The 20,025-nt window shown below is 41.7% G+C and carries 23 protein-coding genes and 1 riboswitch; of the genes, 1 reads left to right on the top strand and 22 read right to left on the bottom strand.

All coding sequences use genetic code 11. The features are described from left to right. Window positions 1-44: 44 nt before the first annotated feature. The 15 genes from C1A07_RS15180 to leuC form a co-directional block, all read right to left on the bottom strand. Complete coding sequence (locus tag C1A07_RS15180; protein WP_101877850.1) at window positions 45-227, bottom strand: PspC domain-containing protein; 183 nt, start codon at window positions 225-227, stop codon at window positions 45-47. A 29-nt stretch (window positions 228-256) separates the two neighbouring features. Then, complete coding sequence (locus C1A07_RS15175; RefSeq protein ID WP_101877849.1) at window positions 257-1,081, bottom strand: DUF4097 family beta strand repeat-containing protein; 825 nt, start codon at window positions 1,079-1,081, stop codon at window positions 257-259. Next, window positions 1,078-1,797 (bottom strand): DUF1700 domain-containing protein, encoded by a 720-nt coding sequence (locus C1A07_RS15170; protein ID WP_101877848.1) that lies wholly within the window; start codon window positions 1,795-1,797, stop codon window positions 1,078-1,080. The genes C1A07_RS15175 and C1A07_RS15170 overlap by 4 nt, the downstream gene beginning before the upstream one ends. Continuing rightward, window positions 1,797-2,114 (bottom strand): PadR family transcriptional regulator, encoded by a 318-nt coding sequence (locus C1A07_RS15165; RefSeq protein ID WP_101877847.1) that lies wholly within the window; start codon window positions 2,112-2,114, stop codon window positions 1,797-1,799. The genes C1A07_RS15170 and C1A07_RS15165 overlap by 1 nt, the downstream gene beginning before the upstream one ends. Window positions 2,115-2,280: 166 nt before the next feature. Beyond that, on the bottom strand, window positions 2,281-3,324 hold the full coding sequence (locus tag C1A07_RS15160; protein ID WP_101877846.1) for a ribonucleotide-diphosphate reductase subunit beta: 1,044 nt from the start codon (window positions 3,322-3,324) through the stop codon (window positions 2,281-2,283). A 62-nt stretch (window positions 3,325-3,386) separates the two neighbouring features. Continuing rightward, the gene (locus C1A07_RS15155; RefSeq protein WP_330399552.1) at window positions 3,387-5,642 is read right to left on the bottom strand and encodes a ribonucleoside-diphosphate reductase subunit alpha; all 2,256 of its coding nucleotides are present in this window, start codon (window positions 5,640-5,642) and stop codon (window positions 3,387-3,389) included. A gap of 211 nt (window positions 5,643-5,853) precedes the next feature. Then, complete coding sequence (locus C1A07_RS15150) at window positions 5,854-6,288, bottom strand: hypothetical protein (RefSeq protein ID WP_101877844.1); 435 nt, start codon at window positions 6,286-6,288, stop codon at window positions 5,854-5,856. Between the two features lies 1 nt (window position 6,289). Beyond that, window positions 6,290-7,138, bottom strand: coding sequence for a DUF3990 domain-containing protein (locus tag C1A07_RS15145; RefSeq protein ID WP_101877843.1), 849 nt, complete (start codon window positions 7,136-7,138; stop codon window positions 6,290-6,292). Window positions 7,139-7,308: 170 nt separating this feature from the next. Then, window positions 7,309-7,554 (bottom strand): spore coat protein, encoded by a 246-nt coding sequence (locus tag C1A07_RS15140; RefSeq protein ID WP_101877842.1) that lies wholly within the window; start codon window positions 7,552-7,554, stop codon window positions 7,309-7,311. A gap of 13 nt (window positions 7,555-7,567) precedes the next feature. Continuing rightward, window positions 7,568-7,741: a hypothetical protein gene (locus tag C1A07_RS16255; protein ID WP_180952275.1), complete on the bottom strand. Its 174-nt coding sequence runs from the start codon at window positions 7,739-7,741 to the stop codon at window positions 7,568-7,570. A gap of 111 nt (window positions 7,742-7,852) precedes the next feature. Next, window positions 7,853-8,332 (bottom strand): pyridoxamine 5'-phosphate oxidase family protein, encoded by a 480-nt coding sequence (locus tag C1A07_RS15135; RefSeq protein ID WP_101877841.1) that lies wholly within the window; start codon window positions 8,330-8,332, stop codon window positions 7,853-7,855. A gap of 12 nt (window positions 8,333-8,344) precedes the next feature. After that, the gene (locus C1A07_RS15130; protein ID WP_101878167.1) at window positions 8,345-8,950 is read right to left on the bottom strand and encodes an ECF transporter S component; all 606 of its coding nucleotides are present in this window, start codon (window positions 8,948-8,950) and stop codon (window positions 8,345-8,347) included. Window positions 8,951-9,061: 111 nt separating this feature from the next. Next, window positions 9,062-9,181, bottom strand: a riboswitch (FMN riboswitch). A gap of 41 nt (window positions 9,182-9,222) precedes the next feature. Next, window positions 9,223-9,930 carry a YkgJ family cysteine cluster protein gene (locus tag C1A07_RS15125; protein WP_101877840.1) on the bottom strand — a complete coding sequence of 236 codons (708 nt, stop codon included), beginning with the start codon at window positions 9,928-9,930 and terminating at the stop codon, window positions 9,223-9,225. Window positions 9,931-10,063: 133 nt separating this feature from the next. Then, the gene (leuD, locus tag C1A07_RS15120) at window positions 10,064-10,549 is read right to left on the bottom strand and encodes a 3-isopropylmalate dehydratase small subunit (RefSeq protein WP_101877839.1); all 486 of its coding nucleotides are present in this window, start codon (window positions 10,547-10,549) and stop codon (window positions 10,064-10,066) included. Between the two features lie 11 nt (window positions 10,550-10,560). After that, complete coding sequence (leuC, locus tag C1A07_RS15115) at window positions 10,561-11,826, bottom strand: 3-isopropylmalate dehydratase large subunit (protein WP_101877838.1); 1,266 nt, start codon at window positions 11,824-11,826, stop codon at window positions 10,561-10,563. A gap of 158 nt (window positions 11,827-11,984) precedes the next feature. On the opposite strand from leuC, the gene C1A07_RS15110 reads away from it, so the two are divergent. Continuing rightward, window positions 11,985-12,887, top strand: a complete 903-nt coding sequence (locus C1A07_RS15110) for a LysR family transcriptional regulator (protein ID WP_101877837.1) — start codon at window positions 11,985-11,987, stop codon at window positions 12,885-12,887. Window positions 12,888-12,946: 59 nt separating this feature from the next. Here the strand turns inward: C1A07_RS15110 and ilvC are convergent, their stop codons facing one another. From ilvC to C1A07_RS15075, 7 genes are all read right to left on the bottom strand, one after another. Next, a complete protein-coding gene (gene ilvC / locus C1A07_RS15105) occupies window positions 12,947-13,957 on the bottom strand; it encodes a ketol-acid reductoisomerase (protein ID WP_101877836.1) in 1,011 nt (336 codons plus the stop codon). A gap of 96 nt (window positions 13,958-14,053) precedes the next feature. Further along, window positions 14,054-14,554, bottom strand: a complete 501-nt coding sequence (gene ilvN, locus C1A07_RS15100; RefSeq protein ID WP_101877835.1) for an acetolactate synthase small subunit — start codon at window positions 14,552-14,554, stop codon at window positions 14,054-14,056. A gap of 134 nt (window positions 14,555-14,688) precedes the next feature. Next, on the bottom strand, window positions 14,689-16,233 hold the full coding sequence (locus C1A07_RS15095; RefSeq protein ID WP_101877834.1) for an MBOAT family O-acyltransferase: 1,545 nt from the start codon (window positions 16,231-16,233) through the stop codon (window positions 14,689-14,691). A gap of 5 nt (window positions 16,234-16,238) precedes the next feature. After that, the gene (locus C1A07_RS15090) at window positions 16,239-16,481 is read right to left on the bottom strand and encodes an acyl carrier protein (protein ID WP_101877833.1); all 243 of its coding nucleotides are present in this window, start codon (window positions 16,479-16,481) and stop codon (window positions 16,239-16,241) included. Window positions 16,482-16,493: 12 nt separating this feature from the next. Further along, window positions 16,494-18,299, bottom strand: coding sequence for an HAD-IIIC family phosphatase (locus C1A07_RS15085; RefSeq protein ID WP_101877832.1), 1,806 nt, complete (start codon window positions 18,297-18,299; stop codon window positions 16,494-16,496). Window positions 18,300-18,401: 102 nt separating this feature from the next. Further along, window positions 18,402-18,893, bottom strand: coding sequence for a hypothetical protein (locus tag C1A07_RS15080; RefSeq protein WP_101877831.1), 492 nt, complete (start codon window positions 18,891-18,893; stop codon window positions 18,402-18,404). A 35-nt stretch (window positions 18,894-18,928) separates the two neighbouring features. Continuing rightward, the gene (locus C1A07_RS15075) at window positions 18,929-20,020 is read right to left on the bottom strand and encodes an SGNH/GDSL hydrolase family protein (protein WP_242972332.1); all 1,092 of its coding nucleotides are present in this window, start codon (window positions 20,018-20,020) and stop codon (window positions 18,929-18,931) included. Between the last annotated feature and the right edge of the window lie 5 nt (window positions 20,021-20,025).

Here is a 20,025-nt window from a genome sequence, read left to right as displayed (position 1 = left end):
CCCTGAACAAATACGTCTATACTTGATTTTCTATCTTTATTTCCTTAAAATTCCTTTGGTATAATAATCATGGCGATTACATATGCAATCAGTCCCGGACCTCCCACAGACAGAACTACCCAAACCAGTCTGATAATCGTAGGGTCTATATTAAAATATTCTCCGATTCCTCCGCATACGCCGGCCAACATTCTGTTTCTCTCTGAACGGTATAATCTTTTATTCATTTTTGTCTCTCCTTTGTGCTTGCCTGTTTCTAATCCTGTGAAAATGTAAGCTCAATGCTTCCTCTTTGGCAGTCCAGATCAGCTTCCTTCTGACCGGCCCCTAAAGTCTTAGTCTCATCTCCGCTGAAATGGCCTTCATACTTTCCCGCCTCCAGCACCTCGCTGCCTAAAACGATAGTTCCGTCTTCTATTTCTACCTGAAAGTAAAAATCTTTTTTGCTTCCCAAAAGCTGTCCTGTAATGCTGCCCTGGAAAGCCTCTGCCTCCACTGATCTGGCTGCCGTAACATTGGATAAGGTAATCTCTGAAGAATAGCTGTCTAATTCCAGCTCCCCTGTTGTCAGCCCTTCTATCTGAGCGCCGCCGTTTTTAACCTCCACGCCGGTTTTCAATAAACTAACTTCTTTTGGAATGGCGACAGTAATTTCTCTTGCTCCACTATCAGAGCTTCCTCTCTCCATTTGAATCTTCAGCTCATTTCCGTCTTCTACGTAACATTTTGTTCTGTTTTCTCCGTCTGTTACCTGTACCTGAATATCACTGCCTTCTAATCCCTGAATTACATTTACACTGCCGCCGTCCACCTCAATATCCAGCTCTTTAATCCCGGAGAAGCTTAATGTGTCTGACGTCTCCAGTTTTGCCTTATCCTCTGTCACTTCATATCTCATTGTCTTTTTGGACGGTCTTACATGATGGCTTCTGCCTGTAACCTCATTATAAATTTCTTCTTTTACATAAGAAAATCTTCTGGTAAACTGATCGTCCATTGCCGCCCCAACTGTAATTGCTGCCGTTCCTGCAGCCATACATACCACCGCGGCTATCAGGGAAACCTTTGTAAATTTCTTCATACAGTCTTCCTCTCTTTCTTATGAAATATTTTGTCGCACCAGTCTCCCGCCTTGTGAAACGCCCAGGGTACCACTGTGCCGTAAAACCAAATTGCAACCAGGAATAAAATTACTCCCATGCCCATCATAAAAAGTCCTGCTCCTATGCAGATCAGCCCTGAGCCAATACTTTGAAACAGCCAGATCATACCTGCCACAAAAGCTGCCAGTCCTCCCAGCATAAATGCCGCCGCCAGGATGCCGAGGCCTGCAAACACCACAAATATTGCTACAATAATGCTGAATATAGTTCCCAATGCCCCTGTCCCTAAAGCCCAAATCATAGGGGCGGCCACAATAATTAATATAATCCACAGAGCAACGATTAAAGGCCTGCTGGTCCAGGGCTGCTTTTTTTCCTCTTTTTTCTGTGAAAACATTTTTTCTTCCGGCAGATCGTACTTTTTCTGAACCTGATAATTAGGGTCCCTAAACCTTTCGTCCCCGTATCCTGTTTCTGTAAATTCTCCGCCCTCTTCCATATTTCCTGCAACAGAGGAGCGAATAATAGAAGCTATTCTCTCCGGACTGCCAAATTCTTTTATCACTGCCTCTTCTCTTTCCGGCCCTGCCTCGTCCAGATAATCTTTGTAGTACTGGAGAGCATCTTCCTTCTCCTCCTCATTCATATCCTGAAGCAGGTATTCCAGTTCTTTCATAAATGTATCTCTGTTCATTAACTTGCCACCTCCAGAATCTTTGAAATCTTAGTAGAATAAATAGTCCATTCACCCTGATAAAGATTCAGCTGAACTCTTCCCTTTTCCGTTATCTTATAGTATCTCCTGTTTCTCCCGTCCACCGCCATGTCATATATTTCCAGACACTCCTCTTTTAGCAGGCGCCTGAGAACAGGATAAAGTGTGGATTCAGATATATCTATTACCTCTCTCACATCCTGAGTAATTTTATATCCGTAGGTTCCTTTTTGATTTCTGGACACTGCCGCCAGTACAATGGCGTCCAAAAGCGCTGCTCCTGTGTTAAAAATCATCCGCTGTTCCCTTCTTTCCTAATTGCAGCCTTAATCTGGCTGCGCTGCTTCATTTAATTACAGGTATTTTGATTTATAATATATTTTTTCAAACTATATTATACAATGTATAATATAGCCTTATATATTATATAACATATAATATTGTACTTGTCAACAATATATATTATAAATCATCTATTAAAGCAGTACTTTTTGCGTAAGCCGTGCTTCTGGCCTCAAAAAAATCTGTTTTCACCATATTCCCGTTAGAATACTGGCTGACCCACTCCATGCCCTCCGGCTCTTTTTCATAGCCGGAAAATAAAACGCCAAAGCCCAGGGAGGACCACCTAAGATTTCCCAGGTATAATATATAATCTTCTACGTTTTTTCTGGTAAGACCAGGGATTTTATCTCCGATTACATACTGCCCCCAGGCAATCTCCTGCTTCACGCCTTCTATTGCCATGGCCTTTAACATATCTATATTTTTTTCTGTAAATAGCTGAGGCTCTTCTTTTTTCAGCTCCTGAAAGATTTTTCCAAACAGCCACAAATGCGTATTTTCATCTCTGTTAATATACCGGATTTCCTGAACGCTGCCAGGCATCTTCCCATTTCTTCCCAGGTTATAAAAAAACATAAAGCCGCTGTAAAAATATATGCCCTCCAAAATATAATTCGCTGTCAAAACCTTTAAAAATGTAAGATCGTCCTGCTTATTCTGGAATTCATTATATAAGTCTCCAATAAATGTATTTCTTTTCAGCAGATGGGGATCGTCCTTCCACTGATATAAAATAGATGTTCTCTCCACAGGGCTGCAGATAGTGTCCAGCATATAGCTGTAGCTTTGGCTGTGTACAGCCTCCTGAAAAGCCTGGATTGTAAGACATAGGTTTATTTCATTGGCCGTTACATACTGGCCTACAGAAGGCAGGTTAGCCGTCTGAATTGAATCCAGAAAAATCAGAAAACTGAGAATTTTATTGTATGCGTTTCTTTCATCCTGAGACAATTTAGGATAATCCAGCACATCAGCGCTCATATTTATTTCTTCTGGTATCCAGAAATTATTCATAGCCTGACGGTACCAGCTGCTGACCCAGCTATATTTCATATTGTTAAAATCATTTAAATTTGTAGTGTTCCCCCTGATAATCCTTCTCTGCCCCGGCTCTGTGTCCCCTTGAGGATTAAACAGCTTTTTCTTTACTAATTCTGCCATATTCATGTCTCCTTTTTCTGCTTTTCCTACTTTTTCCTGCTCTTTCCTTCCCTTTATTTACTTTAGGAGGAACAGCTTTCACACTCCTCTACCTCCAGGGATTTGCTTCTGATGTAATATATTGTTTTTACGCCCTCTCTCCAGGCTGTTAAATATAAGTCCAAAACCTGACGCATGGTGTAGCTGTTAGTAATATACAAATTCAGGCTTTGGGCCTGGTCAATATGTCTTTGCCTGATTCCTGCAGCCTTAATTGTATATTTCTGATCTATTGTATGAGCCTCTTTATACAGCCAATATGTTTTTCCGGTCAGCTGAGGGGCCACTCTTGGAAGCATCATATGCTTTTTTTCTTCCAGAAAATATTTTTTCATTACAGGGTCAATTCCCGCTGTAGTTCCCGCCAAAATACTGGTGCTGCTGGTGGGAGCCACTGCTATCAGCCAGCCGTTTCTCATGCCCTGGCTTTTTACTTTTTCTCTCAGTCTCATCCACTTGTAATCTGTGTAATTCCTGGTCTCAAAATATTGTCCTGTCTCCCATCCGCTGCCTGTAAAATACTCATAGCTGCCTTTTTCTGCCCCTAAATCGCTGCTGGCCTCAATAGCGGCATAATTAATTCGCTGGAACACCTGGTCTGCAAGGCGAAGATGATCTTCTGACTCCCAGGGTATCCCTTCTTTGGCTAGCATGTGGTGATAACCGCTGACTCCCAGCCCAATACTTCTGTATTTACAGCTGGTAATTTTAGCGTAAGGCAGAGGATAAAAATTCAAATCAATTACATTGTCCAAAGCCCTCACAGCCCAGGCTGTAACCTCCTCTAAACGGTTTCCTTTTAAATCAATATTTCCCAGAGAAATACTTGCCAAATTGCAGACTACAAAATCCCCTGCAGCCACAGAGGTAACAACTAAGGTTTCCCCGTCTACCTCCACAGTTTTCTCTTCCCTGGTTTCCATAGGGCTCATATTCTGGGCAATTTCCGTACAAAGATTAGAGCAGTAAATCATGCCCTTGTGGCTGTTGGGATTTCCCTTATTTACAAGATCTCTATTAAATATAAAAGGCGTGCCTGTTTCCACAGCTGATTTTAAAATCATTCTCACCAAATCTTTTATAATTAAGGTTCTTCTGGAAAGGTTTTTATCCTCTACACATTCCATGTATCGCTTCTCCCACAGCTTTCCATAGCAGTCCTCCAGGCAGTAGCCCTTTGCCTCCATAATTTCGTGAGGGCAGAATAAATGCCATTCCTGGTTTAAATCCTTCTCCGCCATTTTCCAGAACAAATCAGGAATACACAAAGCCGGAAATATGTCGTGGGCCTTCATTCTCTCATCTCCGTTATTGGTTCTCAGCTGAAGAAATTCCGGCAGGTCCTTGTGCCATATGTCCAAATATACAGCTGCCGCTCCCTGGCGCATCCCCAGCTGGTCCACGGCCACTGCAGTATCGTTAATAAGCCTTATCCACCGGATCACTCCTCCTGCGGCTCCCAGAAAACCTCGGATGCTGCTTCCTGCCGCTCTTACCTTTCCCGTATAAATCCCCATTCCTCCGCCCATTTTGCTGACTTTGGCAAAGTTATCTATGGTTCTGTAAATTCCTTCCAAGCTGTCAGGCATCACATCAATAAAACAGCTGGACAGCTGATGAAAAGGCTTTCTGGCATTTGACAAGGTAGGGGTAGCCATAGTGATCTCCAGGCAGCTTAACATCTGGTAAAACCTTTTTACCCACAACATTCTGTCTCCCTTCTCCTTTAACGCCAGATGAAGGGCAATACCTAAATACATTTCCTGAGGGGTTTCCAGAGGCTTTCTGTCATAGCTGCAGATTACATATCTGGACAGCAAAAGATCCAGGCCGGAAAAATTAAACAGCTTATTTCTCCTTTCATCTATAAACTCCTCTGCCTGTTCTAACTCAGCTTTAGAATAACTCTTTAAAATGTAATCCCCATACAGTTGTTTTTCTGTTAAATAAACAATTTTTTCATAAAAGCTGTGGATTTTCAGCTTACTCATCTGTTTTTCCAGATTCAGAGAAAATTTAAAATAATGAAGTCTGGCCCCTATATTCTCCCATTTAGGCCCTTCCTTTGACGTCATTTCCACTGCTGCTCTCACTAAAGCCGCTAATTTTTCATTCTCTGTCATTTTATCCTTTTGAAATCCTAAAAACCTTTTCCCAAGAATTTCCATTGAATATTCCTTCTCCGGAAAGTCCTGACAAATCTCTTTCAGACAATTGAAAAGCCTTTCTTTTGTATCATTAGTTTCACCAATTCTGTCTGCCAATTCCTGAACTGTCATTCCATTTCTCCCATCCATCATACTATGTATAGAGTAAATCATCATTTAAAACACAATATATAGTAGATATTATGATTTAATTAATTTACCACAATACTATATAAATATCAATAATTATTATTTTTATCTTTAAACAAAAATAAAATAATAGAATATAAAAGCTGCTTATTCCTCTACCCAGGAGGCGCAAGCAGCTTTTTCAGCAAATATATTATTTATCAGGGGAATGTTTTTGTCTGTAAATCTCTTTTAAGTCGTCAACAGCCATTTCAACGTCAAAAGTATGGAAGCCAAGCCAGCACTCGCTCATGGTTTTTGCATCGGCAATTTTATATATTTCACGACTATGCTCCCCTGTGTAGTAATGCCAATAGCGGTAAGTATATCCTATCCAATACATTACATCCAAAGAATAAGTTGTGCCAGCCTTTTTAAGCCCGTGAACCTCATCATTTAGTTCCTCAAGAATATATTCCTCCCCTGCCCATTGCAGCCGGTCATAAACATCATCCAGAGCAGCGGCAGTTTTACTGTTCATAAATGATTCTATAAATAACGGACAATCTAATTTATTTTTTAAAGCAAGTTCAAATAATCGTCCCTGTATATCACAAAGCTGACGTTTTTCAAGAGTAAAATTATCCATTTTATTCACCTGCCTTTAATATTTCATCAAAAAATCGTCCCTCACGGCGAAATTTCCGGCAAATTTCATCTGCAATTGCAATGCCCTTAGAACGGTTGGCTTCACTTTCCTGCTTTATTTTACCACGCTCAGGCTGATTAAGCTCTTTCTCATCAATGATTGTTATGTTTTTACAAGCCTTCTCTGTTAGGGCAACATATTGCTTGCCAAGGTTTAAGGCCGAAAGACTGTTAATAAGCGCCATATCAGTAATTTCTCCATTAAAAAAACGGTCCAAAACGACAAACATTCTGTCATTAGCAATATATCCAACAATTATATCATACTCTTTACTTAAATTTGCAAAACGATTATAGAGCCCTGAATGTTTCACAGACTCCATTTTGCCACGATTATACGCGATTAGTAACGCCCAGTCTAATCCCACCTCTATATCCAGAATTTTCAGATTGGATAGATCAACACTTAATGTATATATTCTGGCGTCAGGAAAATTACAAATTAAAGTAAGGGGCTGATCTTCATGGGTTCCCATATAAAAGCCTTTTCCAAAATCGCAGCGTTCCCGGCTTGTAGGGGCAATGGCCCCGCGAATTCCTGACTTTGAGCCATGATAAAGAGTAATAATTTCATTAGTTCTAATCATATGGTTTCCCTCAAATTGAGAAAAATCAATTTTATTATCCGCACATAAATTTTTGATGGCGTTTACTGCGATTTGCGATGGCTGGCAGCGCCCCTTTTCCCAGCGGTTGACAGTTGCAAAACTTACGCCTAGTACATCAGCGAATTCCCTTTGACTTAAATTCAGGTAGGAGCGGATTTCTTTTATAATTTCAGAACTTTTCATAACGACCCCCTTGCGTTGGGATATAGCATTTGAATACTTATATTATAACATATGAGATGCATGTATACAATAGGCAGGAGCAAGGGCGATTTCAGAAAATACAGCCACTAAGTGCTCATAACAATAAAAAATAAGCCCGCCAAAAAGGCGGACTTACGAAAAATATAGTTTTACATTCCTGCAAACTGATTTTTCACCTTCATCATTTTTGTCTGTTCTGCCTGCTCTGTTGTATACCAGCCTTTTGCGGACATTTTTTTATAAATTTCATCCTGTATACACAGGCTGTCGTTTAAGGCGGCGTCAAATGCCTGGTGGACATTACCGGTAGCGGCTTCAATGGTGCCGTGAAGGTACAAATCGCATACTCCCTTAGTTGTAAGGAGCATATTTTCCATAATACATCTGTCGTCCATATTTCCTTCCTCCTTACACAAGATTATACAAATTTGTAAATATCTGCTGATGTTTTTGGGCTAACTGCTGGGCGTATGCCTTTAAATCTGGATCTTGCAGATTCTGGGCAGCCTCCTGACACTGAGTTTTTAAAAACTTTTCATGTCCCAGGGCATCCTCAATATAAGATAATTCTTTTGGGCTCATTTCCTGTCACCTCCAAAATATTTTCTAAACACAGGCTTTTTACACCGCCTTTTTGTCTACATGTGTAGTATGTGTTGTTTCATAGAAAATATTTTGGCAAAATTTTATTAATTAATCATAGGAAACCACTTCTGCGCTGCCTTTTCTAAAGTCTACAAACACCTGGTAAGCATCTCCATTTTCATCTGTATCCCAAAGCTCCGCAAATCCCGGCGTCACTTCTATTAAAATCTCTGTATCCTCATGGCTGTATTTATTATAACTATTTTTCAAATATTTTTCATAAAGCTTTTCAAATTTTCTCCCCGGCTCGTCAATAACAAGTCCCTTATTTTCCGCGGTTCCTTCCACCTGAACTCCATTCCAGCACAAAGCTACATTAGGGTTTTGAAAAAGCTGTTGTGTCTTTCTGAAATTTTTGTCAGTTTTAAAATAAATTTTTCCGTCATAAAATAAACAGCTGACATTTCTCACCATAACATAATCCTGAACGCTGGAAGCTAAAGCCATAATTTTATGAGTTCCCAGCAGGCGAAACATTCTCTCCTCCCCCTCTTTTACACTGATTTCCTGATTTGGCCTTTCCTGCATATTATTTTCCTCCTATCTGCTGACAAAGTGTTTAATATGAACGCTGATTTTTTTGTAGGCAAAATATGTAACAATAGAAACTGCTCCGTTTTTAATAATATTAAAAGGCATTACCCCAAAAAGAGCAAATGTAAGTGGTCCGTTAATCGCCGGATTTACAGCCTGACACATAGCTATGATATCTTCCATAGTCATTCCAAAAAGCTTAACATAGAAAGGAATAATCATATAAAGATTAGTAAATATAGCTACAACGGCGCAGACTGCCGTTCCCACGGCCATACCTTCAACGGCTGTCTTCTTAGTCTTTTTTCTGTCATAAATCCACACTGCAGGCAGCACATAAGCCAGACTTAAAATAATATTTTGAATTTCCCCTGTAAAGGCAGAGTTGGTGCCCATTAACACTAGCTTTACCAGCACCTTTACAACAACAATAAAAACTGCCGCTATAGGTCCTAAGGCAAATCCTCCAATGATTTCCACTAAACCGGCAAAATCAAAATCCATAAAAGGAGGCATAAAGGGGAGGGGAAAACGGAAAAACATAAGAACTGCCGCCAGTCCTCCCATAATTCCTGTTAATGCCAGATTTTTTGTGCTCCATGTTGCTTTCATTTTTTCCTCCTGTCCGTCATAGGCAAATATCCCTGCATACAAAAAGGGAGCGCCGTAAAACCTGCTGCCTGTCTGTACAGGCGGCCTGGCTTTGCAGCGCTCTTTTCTGGAATATGTCTTTTCTCATCCGGACTATCACCGTCGGTTTTGGAATTTCACCAAATCAGCTGCCAAAAGCAGGTCATGGACTATACCATCGGTAAGGACTTTCACCTTGCCACAAAGACTTTTTATTTTATTTTTATCTGACCTTTTTCAGATCCTGTGTTTTATTATACACCTGCAGTATTAGATTGTACAGATAAACTCTGTATTTTTTCCTGTACATAATGATTTGCCTCAAGCAGCCGGTTTTCAAACTCTCCATAAAAATCCTGGGCCTCAGAAAAAGGCTTCATATAAAAATTAGTTAAAATATACATGCCCATTTCCTTTGCCAAAGCTTTGTCTCCTGATTTCACTAAATACTCCTGAATATCTTTTATAAAAAAATGCCATTTTACTGTAAAATCCTCATACTTTTTCAGCTCCGGCGTGTCTATCCACTTCTTTACCTTAATTTTAGACCTGTTTTCATTTTTACATTGATTTACCTGAAGAAAATAATGAAATTCTCTGTTTTCATAGTATCTCCCCAAGGGAAACAGACGGCAGATTCCAGGCCTTGCCTTGTGAATCCTGCAGCGCCCTTTGCTGTCTAAATAATAACAGGCCTCCTTTTGCCCGTCCATTTTCATATTAGGGAGAATCAAGCCTGATACTAAATTCAGCTGCACGCTCTCCTCTAAAAGCTTTTCAAAGCCTTTTCCCTCATAACTTGAAATCCGATGTATATCCAGCGGGTCCAGCTGAATAGAAATCCCCATACCTTTACAGCATTCACAGCAGCCGGCGCAATCATGGCAGTCTGCTTTTACCATATCATTCCCTCCGTACAGCTTGCCGTCGGAAATCTCTTCTATTGTTCCTTGTCTTTCCATTTTTCTCTCCCCGGATGATTTTTCTATAAATGTTTTTTTCTATTATAATCTGTCCTTTTTATTTATACAAGCAAAGAAGGAGAACATTGCATTTTTTGCAACATTCTCCTCCTCTGCTCAAAGGTACATATGTCTATTTTTCGTTAATGTAGTTTACAAGCCCGCCTGCAGTAATAATTTTCTGCATAAAGGGCGGGAAGGCCTGGCCCTGGTACTGCTGATTTTTTGTCTTATTTGTAATAATTCCGCTGTCAAAATCAATTTCCACCTGATCTCCCGCCTCAATAGCCTTAGCCGCTTCCTCACATTCAATAATAGGAAGGCCAATATTAATTGCATTGCGGTAGAAAATTCTGGCAAATGTTTCTGCGATTACACAGCTGACTCCGGCGCACTTTATCGCCAAAGGCGCATGTTCTCTGGAGGAACCGCAGCCAAAGTTTTTATTGGCCACAATAATGTCCCCCTTCTGCACCTTGTGAATAAATTCTTTATCAATATCTTCCATACAGTGCTTTGCCAATTCTTTTCCGTCTGTGGCATTTAAGTATCTGGCTGGAATAATTACGTCTGTATCTACATTATCTCCATATTTAAAAACGCTGCCAATAGCTTTCATGGTTTTACCTCCTAGTTATCCAGTTCACATGGACATGAAATTTTACCTGTCACTGCGCTTGCAGCTGCAACTGCCGGCCCTGCCAGATATATTTCTGAATCCACATGGCCCATACGGCCCACAAAGTTTCTGTTTGTAGTGGAAACGCAGCGCTCTCCTGCCGCTAAAATTCCCATATATCCGCCTAAACATGGTCCGCATGTAGGAGTACTTACAACAGCTCCTGCCTCAATAAAGATTTCCAGCAGCCCTTCTCTCATGGACTGAAGATAAATTGCCTGGGTAGCAGGAATTACAATACAGCGCACGCCCTTTGCCACCTTTCTGCCCTTTAACACTGAAGCGGCGGCTCTCATATCGTCCATGCGTCCGTTGGTGCAGGAACCGATTACTACCTGATCAATTTTAATATCTCCTACCTGGTCAATGGTTTTTGTGTTTTCAGGCAGATGTGGGAAAGCCACAGTAGGCTTTAACTGAGACAGGTCAATCGTATAAACCTTCTCATACTCTGCATCCAGGTCTGCCTCATATACAGTAAATTGTCTCTTAGAGTGCTCTTTCATATATTCTATAGCCACATCATCTACAGGGAAAATGCCGTTTTTGCCTCCTGCCTCAATGGCCATATTGCAAATAGTAAAACGGTCGTCCATAGTCAGATTTTTTATGCCGTCCCCGGTAAATTCCATGGATTTATAAAGAGCTCCGTCTACTCCAATCATGCCGATAATATGAAGGATTACATCTTTTCCGCTAACCCATTTTCCCGGCTTTCCTGTCAGCACAAACTGAATGGCGGAAGGTACTTTAAACCAGGCCTTGCCTGTCACCATTCCGGCAGCCATATCTGTACTTCCCACTCCTGTGGAAAATGCTCCTAAGGCCCCGTATGTACATGTGTGGGAATCTGCTCCTATTACTGCATCCCCTGCAACTACAAGTCCTTTTTCCGGCAGAAGGGCATGTTCAATTCCCATTTCCCCTACGTCAAAATAATTGGTAATCTCATGTCTACAGGCAAAATCTCTGCAGCATTTACAGTTTTCTGCTGACTTAATATCCTTATTTGGAATAAAATGGTCCATTACAAGAGCAATTTTATCTTTGTTAAATACTGCCTGCTCTTTCATTTTCTTCATCTCATTAATAGCCACTGGAGAAGTAATATCATTTCCAAGCACCAAATCCAAGTCAGCTTCAATCAGCTGTCCTGCTTTTACCTCTGAAAGCCCTGCATGAGCTGCCAGAATCTTTTGGGTCATTGTCATTCCCATGGTCAGTCCTCCTTGACACATTTATTTTAATCTCTGATTATCTTTCGTGTCCGTTTAAATTTTGAATTCCTGCTTTACATTTTATCATACAGTTTGGTATAATGACAATACATGTTAGATATGGATAATATAAAAAACAGTTATATATAGGAGTTCATATGGAACAACATCTTTCTCAATATAAGATTTTTTATGAGGTAGCCAAAACAGGCAATATTTCCAGAGCGGCCAAAGAACTTTATATCAGCCAGCCAGCCATCAGCAAGGCCATCAGCAAGCTGGAGGACAATCTGGAGGTTACTTTATTTACAAGAAATTCCAGAGGAGTCCACCTTACAGAAGAAGGGGAGCTACTTTTCACCCACACAAAGGCTGCTTTTGAGTTTTTAGACCGGGGAGAAAAAGAGCTGAAGCGGATTCGGGATTTTAATATCGGTCAGCTGCGCATCGGCGTCAGCACCACCTTATGCAGGTATATTCTCCTGCCTTATTTAAAGGCGTTTATTGATAAATACCCTCATGTTAAAATTACCATTGAAAGCCAGGCTACTGCTCACACCTTATCTATGCTGGAGCATCAGCAGATAGATATTGGAGTTGTGGCGGAGCCTGAAAATAAAAAAAGCCTGACCTTTACTCCCATCCAGAATATTCACGATATCTTTGTCTCCACTCAAAGCTATCTGGATAATCTTCATCTGAGGGAGGGAGATGAGGCCGATTTATTCCAAACTGCAAATATTATGCTTCTGGACCGAAATAACTTAACAAGGCGCCACATTGACGACTACATGGCCCAGCACAACATGGTGCCTAATCAGGTTTTAGAAGTAACTACTATGGATCTGCTAATAGAATTTGCCAAAATCGGCATGGGCGTAGGCTGTGTTATTAAAGAATTTGTTCAGGACGAGCTGGACAGAAAAGAATTAGTGGAAATTCCCCTGGAGGCGGAAATTCAATACAGAACGATTGGCTTTGCCTACAGCAATTTCCCTTTATCCTCCACCTTAGGATTGTTTTTAAACTTTATTCAGGAGCAGGCTATTATTAAAAATTAGTGAAAAAGGCCGGGACTAATTATCTGTTAGCCCCGGCCTTTTTTATGTACTTATTTATTTTAGTTGTCAATCAGTTTATTTCCGTCGTTCCAGCTGTACAGCTTTCTAAGCTCAGCTCCTGTCTTCTCCAGCTGATGTCCGGCCTCCCTCTTTCTCATTGCCAGGAAGTGAGGACAATTTACAGAATTCTCTGTCAGCCAGTCTTTTGCAAATGTGCCGTCCTGGATATCTCTCAGAATCTGCTTCATTGCTTTCTTAGTCTCGTCTGTAACAACCTTAGGACCTGTAATGTAATCTCCGTACTCAGCAGTGTTGGAAATAGAATATCTCATTCCTGCAAAACCGCTTTCAAAGATCAGGTCTACAATCAGCTTCATCTCATGGATACACTCAAAATATGCGCTTTCCGGCTCATATCCAGCTTCCACTAAAGTCTCAAAGCCTGCTTTCATTAAAGCGCAAACGCCGCCGCAAAGCACTGCCTGCTCGCCGAAAAGGTCTGTCTCCGTCTCTTCACGGAATGTGGTCTGAAGCACTCCTGCTCTTGCTCCGCCGATTGCCAAAGCATAAGCTAATGCTAAATCGTGAGCCTTTCCTGTAGCATCCTGATGTACTGCAATCAGACAAGGAACGCCTTTGCCCTCCTGGTACTGGCTTCTTACTGTGTGGCCAGGTCCCTTTGGAGCAATCATAGTAACGTCTACATTCTTTGGCGGAACAATCTGTCCAAAGTGGATTGCAAATCCGTGGGAGAACATAATCATCTTGCCCTCTGTCAGATTTGGCTCTACAGACTCCTTGTACATCTTAGCCTGCTTCTCGTCATTAATCAGAATCATAATAATGTCAGCTCTTTTTGCAGCCTCTGCCGCTGTGTATACTTCAAATCCTGCAGCCTCTGCCTTTGCCCATGATCTGCTTCCCTCATAAAGGCCGATAATTACGTGACATCCTGATTCCTTTGCATTTAACGCCTGCGCATGTCCCTGGCTGCCGTAACCGATTACTGCGATGGTTTTTCCATCCAGCATGGACAGATTGCAGTCTTCCTGATAATAAATCTTTGCCATGATATTTCCTCCTCAACTTCTATTATTCCATAAAATATATTTGTTAAAGAAAATCCACCGACGACTCTCTGTCCGCCTTTGGCAGCCTTCTCTAGCTTACGGTAAATAGCGGATATCCTCCGCGCCTCTGGATAAACCTGTTACGCCTGTTCTGGCTAACTCCAGAATCTCATAATCCTCCATAAGATTAATCAAAGCATCCAGCTTAGACTGATCTCCTGTCAGCATAACAGTCAGGGATTCCTTTCCCACGTCTACAATGGAAGCCCGGAAAATATTGGCGATAGCCGACACTGCCTGTCTCTCGTTGGCATTGGCCTTCACCTTAATCAAAATCAGCTCTCTGTATACAGAGCTTTTTCCTCTTAATTCCTTAATATCCCTTACGTCCTCCAGCTTTTCCAGCTGATTCTTAATCTGCTCCAGAATCTTCTGGTCTCCAAAGGAAACCACGGTCATTCTGGAATATCTTTCATCTGCAGTGGTACCTACAGTCAAACTTTCAATGTTATATCCCCTTCGGCTGAACAGCCCGGAAACCCTGGCAAGCACACCTGCTGTATTGTCTACTAATAAAGATAAAACAATTCTTTCCATTCAAATTCTCCTGTTTCCTATGTGTTTCATTCAATAATAGCAATGGTTTCTTTATTTGTCAACTATTCAATAGGAATGACTATTATAAAAGCAGGTTATGTAACGTTTCTGTACAAAATCCTGGCCTTTATAATCTAAAACTGAGCGTAAATAAAGGCCGCCGGATCATATCCTCTTCCATAACAGCCTAAAATTAAAACAACAAAGGCCAACAATAGACTTACCGCTGTTTTCCAGTTTTTTTCATCAGCCTGCCTGCATTCTTCCTCCCTATGTTCCTTTCTAAAGGAATCCCACCATAAAATAATCATAGAAACAGCCAAAACCATGATGTCGGCTGCTGAAAGCCCCATAGAAAGAAATCCTTCCTTGGTAAACAGACCGGTATTGCCGGAAAACATTCCTGAAAAAATATTAAAAGCCATGGCCAGAGAATCAGAGCGGAAAAAGACGAATCCCACGGCCACCAATATAAATGTTCTCACTCTTTGAAACATTACCCAAATCGGATGATCTACAGATATTTTTGTTTTTTCATAAAACCTTTTAACCGCCGGCTCCGCCGCCACAGCAAGGCTCATAAGGAGGGCATGATACAAACCAGAGCCAATAATAAAGGTCCACTTTCCTCCATGCCAAAGCCCCAGCAAAAACCAAACCGTAAAAAGTCCTGCAATAACAGGCACCTTTTTCCCCTGCTTCTTTCCAAAACGCTTTTTTCCCCAGCTTCCCATTTTCTGAAACAGCCTGCTTTTTAACAGAGGGTACATTACATAATCCTTAAACCATCCGCCTAAGGTTATGTGCCATCTTCTCCAGAATTCTGCCACTGACCTGGAATAAAAGGGCTGGTTAAAATTAAGCTCCAGCCTAACCCCAAAAAGTCTGGCCGTACCTGTGGCAATGTCCACAGCCCCTCCAAAGTCTGTATAAAGCTGAAATGCAAAGCAGACCGCCCCTATTACCAGAAAGCTTCCGCTGTAGGTTTCCATATCTCCATATACTGTATTTACAATAACAGCCAGCCGTTCAGAAATCACCAGCTTTTTAAACAAGCCCCAGACAATCGTCAAGCAACCTTCCTGTATATCGGACCGTGTAATCCCCGGCTCCCCAAAAAGAGTGGGAGAAAGCCTGTCATACCGGGCCACCGGGCCTACTGACATCTGGGGAAAGAAACCTCCAAACAGCATCAGTCGGAAAATATTTTTTTCCGCCTTTAAGCTTCCCCAATATACGTCTATTAAATATCCCAGAAGAGTCAGGGTGTAAAAGGATATGGCTATAGGCGCGGCTATTTCAATAGGCGTCCACTGCCAGTCCCCTCCTGTAAGCCAGCTGATTTCTTCCACAGTATAACCTGGAAAATTTATATACCGGAATACTGCCAGCATACACAGTAAAAGCGCAAGTACAGCCCCGAAAATATGTCCGGTTCCCTGCTTTTTCTTATCTCTTCGCCTCTCAATTTCCAATCCGCCTGCCCATACAAGCCCTGCTGTAAGCCCGTAAAAAATCAGGCTTAGCCAGCCGCCGCAAATCCACAAAAACCCGGCGCTGGCTAAGAACAATAATCCGGGCTTCAGCCTGACTGAATGAGAAAATATTTTTGACGAGACGCTATAAAGGAGCCAAATCCCTCCTGCAAATATAAAAAACTCATATGATACAAATGTCATGTCTCTTAACCTAATTTCTCCAGAATGATATCAGCCATCTCCCCTACATTTTTCATCTTTGTAACTTGGCCCATTCCAAATTTAATTTGAAACATAGCCTCCACAGCTACAATCAGATTAATATGCTCTAGGCTGTCCCAATCCTCAATATCTGCCGCCGTTGTCTTATCCTTTACCTGGATAGAGGAATCGTCAAATACATCCTGGAACACTTCATTTAACTTTTCAAACACTTCTTCCCTTGTCATTTCACTTTCTCCTTAATCACATTTATTCACTGCAATTACACGATTCTGCTTTTTGTAGCTCTTTGTATTCAGCTTCCACACTGACGAGCCGTCCGCCTCTTCTTTCACCAGCAAAAAGCCCATATCCTGATAAAAATAACGGACCATCTCATTTTTGGCCGTAGGATAATAATATCCTATTAACCAGTCAATATTCCGCCTTTTGGCCTCCATCACCGTCTGGTCCAGCATAGCCTTTTCCATATCCCTTTTTAATACCCGGCAGGACATCAGCCAAAGCTCCAGATGAAGCACATCCTTTTCCTGTTTTCCCATTACAACTGAAACTACTCCATTGTCCCCAAATTTGTCTGTCAGTTTTCCGTACAGGGTAAGATAATTTCCATCTGCCACGCAAGACTCCAGCTCTGCCTGGTCAAACCGTTTTGTAGTTAAATTAAATTGATTAGATTTATTTGTCAGCTGGGCAATTCTCTGCATATAAACAGGGGAAAACGGCCCGATCTCTCCCTTCATCTCCAAAGAATGCAGGTAGTCCTCATAATTCTCACAGGCTGTCTCTAACTGCTTTCTCCTGGTGTTTGCCTGATACATGCTATTTCTTTTTAAATCATCTCCCGACAGCTGTATCGGCTCAAAAAATCCGGAACGGTCCAAAATCCTTATATATTTTTCCGGCTCTGGCTCTTGTCCCTCTGTCATTTCAGGAACAGAGACCTCCGGGATCTGAACTGACACCCGGTATCTTTCCGCCGGATTATCATCTACAAATACAAAGGCGTCAAGGCCCAGATTCAGCTCCCCTGCAAGCTGTCTCAAATTCTTGTCCTTTGGCTCCCAGTTGGCCCTTATGGCTGCAAAATCCTCTGGCTTTAAAGCGCTGTCAGGTCTCTTTAGCCCTGCCAAAGCATTGCTCTCCTCATTTTTAGAGTTTACTGTTAAAAGAACGCCTCTCTCCTGATGTTCTTTTAAATAGTTCTGAAACTCCAGATAAATCTGGGCCATGCCTGTCTCCTGGCCGATCTCAATATTTTCCGGTCCGTCGTCCCCTACAACTCCGCCCCACAAAGTATTGTCTAAATCCAGGGCCATAGCTTTCTTACTTTTTCCGTATACAGCCTTTATAATATTTGACAAATTAAAAGCCAGTTCCGGAATAGCAGGCACTGCCGGGCTGTATTTATACATGTTCCAATATACAGGATCACTCCATTTACTCAGCCCATATTCTGCTGCCAACCATCCAATATCCTGAATCAAAAAGTCCTCGTGCTCCTGGGCATATTGACTAAACCTTAGGTTCAGCTGCTCCAAAAACCATCCCCTGCCCCTTTGATCCCAAATATCCATATTGCCCAGCAATCTGTATGGCAGTTTTTCAAAATTATTCTGGATAATCAGGCAGTGGTACTGTTTTCTCAGTCCCTCCCAGGCCTGCTGGAAATGATAATATGTCTGGGAAAGTTTTTCTTCTATTGCTTTCTCTGAGTCTGTTACCTTTGGAAACATACCCTCTGTAATATTTCTGAAGGTGGTGTGAATATATACAATATCCGGCCCAAATGCAGCCAGCTTTTCATTTGGAAACACTGCGTCTTCATAATAGCGGTTGTACTCTGATTCGTAAAATTCCGGACAAATCCCCTGATTCAGCAAAAACAGTTCCAGCATCTTTACAATATCATGGGTGGTAGAACCGCCCAGCACTGCAATTTTCTTTTTTATCCGTGCAGCCGGCTCTCCCAACAATATTTTTCTCAGCTGCCTTTTTTTCTTCAGCAGTTCTCCCCCGTCAAAAGGGTACTCCAGTTCCCTCATGGACTCCTCCTGTGCCTTAATCTGTCAGTTTCATAGGAATATTTTTCCCGTAAAACAACAAAAGGGCAGCTGCCTATGACAACTCCCTTTTGCTTCCAGACATTACTTTTTACTTTCCACATACTCATAAGAAATATCTACTACCTTGTCATTTTTCATTCCGCAGTCAATCACAATTCTGGAGTTTTCCAAAGAAACTGTATACAGGCCAAATTCCTCCACAGCATCAGGATAAGCCTTTTTTACATCCGCCGGTTTTTGTCCCAGCTTTAATCCCTCCTCGGTTGCCGCCTGAGCGCTTGTGAGAACAATAGTCTGGATAATCGTGTCTTTCTTCTCATTTTGAGTGGTGTAGATATCAAAATTCTCATACACGTAAACCTTATCCTTGCCTCCGTTCGCACAGTTAGTCAGGGTTTTCACTTCCTTCTCTTTACCTAACTGATCAAGCACCGGCTTTGCCTGCTCTCCTACAGCCATCTGCACTTCCCCGGAGGTAAATGTATATGCAGTTTTCTTTTCTGCTCCCCATGCGCATATGGATACTGCCAATGTTGCTATTACCGCCTCCCCTATTGTTGCAATTTTTCTCATTTGCTTTATCTCCTTGTGTTTCTTTTTATTATATATTATGGAGTTATATTCTCCTCTTCCTCTGTAAATCTGCGAATATACCCTAATGTCTTAAATTCTTCTGCCTGACGTTCCTTTTCTTCCTCATAAGCTGTCAGCCGCCGGTTAAACCAAAGGGCAGTTTCCGCCTCATTTCTCCGGTCCTTCAGTCCAAACTTTTCAACTAGATCTGCTCCCAGATAATCCGCCACTTTCTCTGCCCCGTATACATTTAAATGAAGTCCCTCATCATATGTATCTACAGCCATATCCAGGCCCGCATCATCCATCAGCTTTAAAAAGTTGTAGTAGGACAGATTATATTCTGCAGCGTACTGAAGAATTTGTTCTTCATAAGGCTCCGGCCACTCCGGATACAGGCTGGGGGCTTTCATAAGAATCAGGCTGATGCCTCTTTCCTCACACGCTTCCCGAATCTTATCCAAATATTGATAATTCGTTTCCGGAAAGGTGTAATCTCCTCTTCTCCGCTCTGCCGGAAATTCTCCTGCAGGACGAATATCAGCCCGCAGATAATATCCGTTAAAGGATGTTAAAGGCTTTTCCTTAAATGCATATGTAAAATCTTCTTCTGTCAGGCTGCTCCAGCGGGAATGATACCGGAAAATAGGGAAAAGGTAATCTATTATATTCTCATCTTCCATGGCCGAGGCCTGAATGCCATTCCATTTGTATCTGCCCCATTTCATTCCGTCAAAAACCATTCTGTTATATTCTTCTGTATCTTGTCCCTCTACCGCCATGGCCTGCACATTAAACAAAACCGCCTTTGGCGTTTCTCTCTCCAGCGCTTCCATAAAAAGATAGTAGGACTGAGATACCAGCTGATTGGCATTGCCTCTGATGTAACTGGTGATGCCGTATTTTTTCCACAATTCCATAGTAGAAATGTTTTCATACGATTCACAATTTCCAATAATCAGCAGATCATGGTCCACCGGCTCTCTGTAATACTCCTCTGTAAAATTTCCCTCAATTACCGTGCCCTGATATTTGGGAAGCAAAATCCTTTGGGAAATCCATAAAGCAAATAGAAACAAAGCTGCCGGGATCAGCCTGGTTATCCGTTTTTTTATTTTGTGTTTCATAGCTG

It is taken from the genome of Lachnoclostridium edouardi (assembly GCF_900240245.1).
GTDB lineage: Bacteria > Bacillota > Clostridia > Lachnospirales > Lachnospiraceae > Lachnoclostridium_A > Lachnoclostridium_A edouardi.
The sequence above is the reverse complement of the archived record's forward strand: the minus strand, read 5'-3'. Positions and strand labels throughout refer to the sequence as shown.

Excerpts from the sequence above, each read along its gene's own strand:
- C1A07_RS15180 (WP_101877850.1), bottom strand. The coding sequence starts at position 227 with ATGAATAAAAGATTATACCGTTCAGAGAGAAACAGAATGTTGGCCGGC.
- C1A07_RS15175 (WP_101877849.1), bottom strand. The coding sequence starts at position 1,081 with ATGAAGAAATTTACAAAGGTTTCCCTGATAGCCGCGGTGGTATGTATG.
- C1A07_RS15170 (WP_101877848.1), bottom strand. The coding sequence starts at position 1,797 with ATGAACAGAGATACATTTATGAAAGAACTGGAATACCTGCTTCAGGAT.
- C1A07_RS15165 (WP_101877847.1), bottom strand. The coding sequence starts at position 2,114 with ATGATTTTTAACACAGGAGCAGCGCTTTTGGACGCCATTGTACTGGCG.
- C1A07_RS15160 (WP_101877846.1), bottom strand. The coding sequence starts at position 3,324 with ATGGCAGAATTAGTAAAGAAAAAGCTGTTTAATCCTCAAGGGGACACA.
- C1A07_RS15155 (WP_330399552.1), bottom strand. The coding sequence starts at position 5,642 with ATGACAGTTCAGGAATTGGCAGACAGAATTGGTGAAACTAATGATACA.
- C1A07_RS15150 (WP_101877844.1), bottom strand. The coding sequence starts at position 6,288 with ATGGATAATTTTACTCTTGAAAAACGTCAGCTTTGTGATATACAGGGA.
- C1A07_RS15145 (WP_101877843.1), bottom strand. The coding sequence starts at position 7,138 with ATGAAAAGTTCTGAAATTATAAAAGAAATCCGCTCCTACCTGAATTTA.
- C1A07_RS15140 (WP_101877842.1), bottom strand. The coding sequence starts at position 7,554 with ATGGACGACAGATGTATTATGGAAAATATGCTCCTTACAACTAAGGGA.
- C1A07_RS16255 (WP_180952275.1), bottom strand. The coding sequence starts at position 7,741 with ATGAGCCCAAAAGAATTATCTTATATTGAGGATGCCCTGGGACATGAA.
- C1A07_RS15135 (WP_101877841.1), bottom strand. The coding sequence starts at position 8,332 with ATGCAGGAAAGGCCAAATCAGGAAATCAGTGTAAAAGAGGGGGAGGAG.
- C1A07_RS15130 (WP_101878167.1), bottom strand. The coding sequence starts at position 8,950 with ATGAAAGCAACATGGAGCACAAAAAATCTGGCATTAACAGGAATTATG.
- C1A07_RS15125 (WP_101877840.1), bottom strand. The coding sequence starts at position 9,930 with ATGGAAAGACAAGGAACAATAGAAGAGATTTCCGACGGCAAGCTGTAC.
- leuD (WP_101877839.1), bottom strand. The coding sequence starts at position 10,549 with ATGAAAGCTATTGGCAGCGTTTTTAAATATGGAGATAATGTAGATACA.
- leuC (WP_101877838.1), bottom strand. The coding sequence starts at position 11,826 with ATGGGAATGACAATGACCCAAAAGATTCTGGCAGCTCATGCAGGGCTT.
- C1A07_RS15110 (WP_101877837.1), top strand. The coding sequence starts at position 11,985 with ATGGAACAACATCTTTCTCAATATAAGATTTTTTATGAGGTAGCCAAA.
- ilvC (WP_101877836.1), bottom strand. The coding sequence starts at position 13,957 with ATGGCAAAGATTTATTATCAGGAAGACTGCAATCTGTCCATGCTGGAT.
- ilvN (WP_101877835.1), bottom strand. The coding sequence starts at position 14,554 with ATGGAAAGAATTGTTTTATCTTTATTAGTAGACAATACAGCAGGTGTG.
- C1A07_RS15095 (WP_101877834.1), bottom strand. The coding sequence starts at position 16,233 with ATGACATTTGTATCATATGAGTTTTTTATATTTGCAGGAGGGATTTGG.
- C1A07_RS15090 (WP_101877833.1), bottom strand. The coding sequence starts at position 16,481 with ATGACAAGGGAAGAAGTGTTTGAAAAGTTAAATGAAGTGTTCCAGGAT.
- C1A07_RS15085 (WP_101877832.1), bottom strand. The coding sequence starts at position 18,299 with ATGAGGGAACTGGAGTACCCTTTTGACGGGGGAGAACTGCTGAAGAAA.
- C1A07_RS15080 (WP_101877831.1), bottom strand. The coding sequence starts at position 18,893 with ATGAGAAAAATTGCAACAATAGGGGAGGCGGTAATAGCAACATTGGCA.
- C1A07_RS15075 (WP_242972332.1), bottom strand. The coding sequence starts at position 20,020 with ATGAAACACAAAATAAAAAAACGGATAACCAGGCTGATCCCGGCAGCT.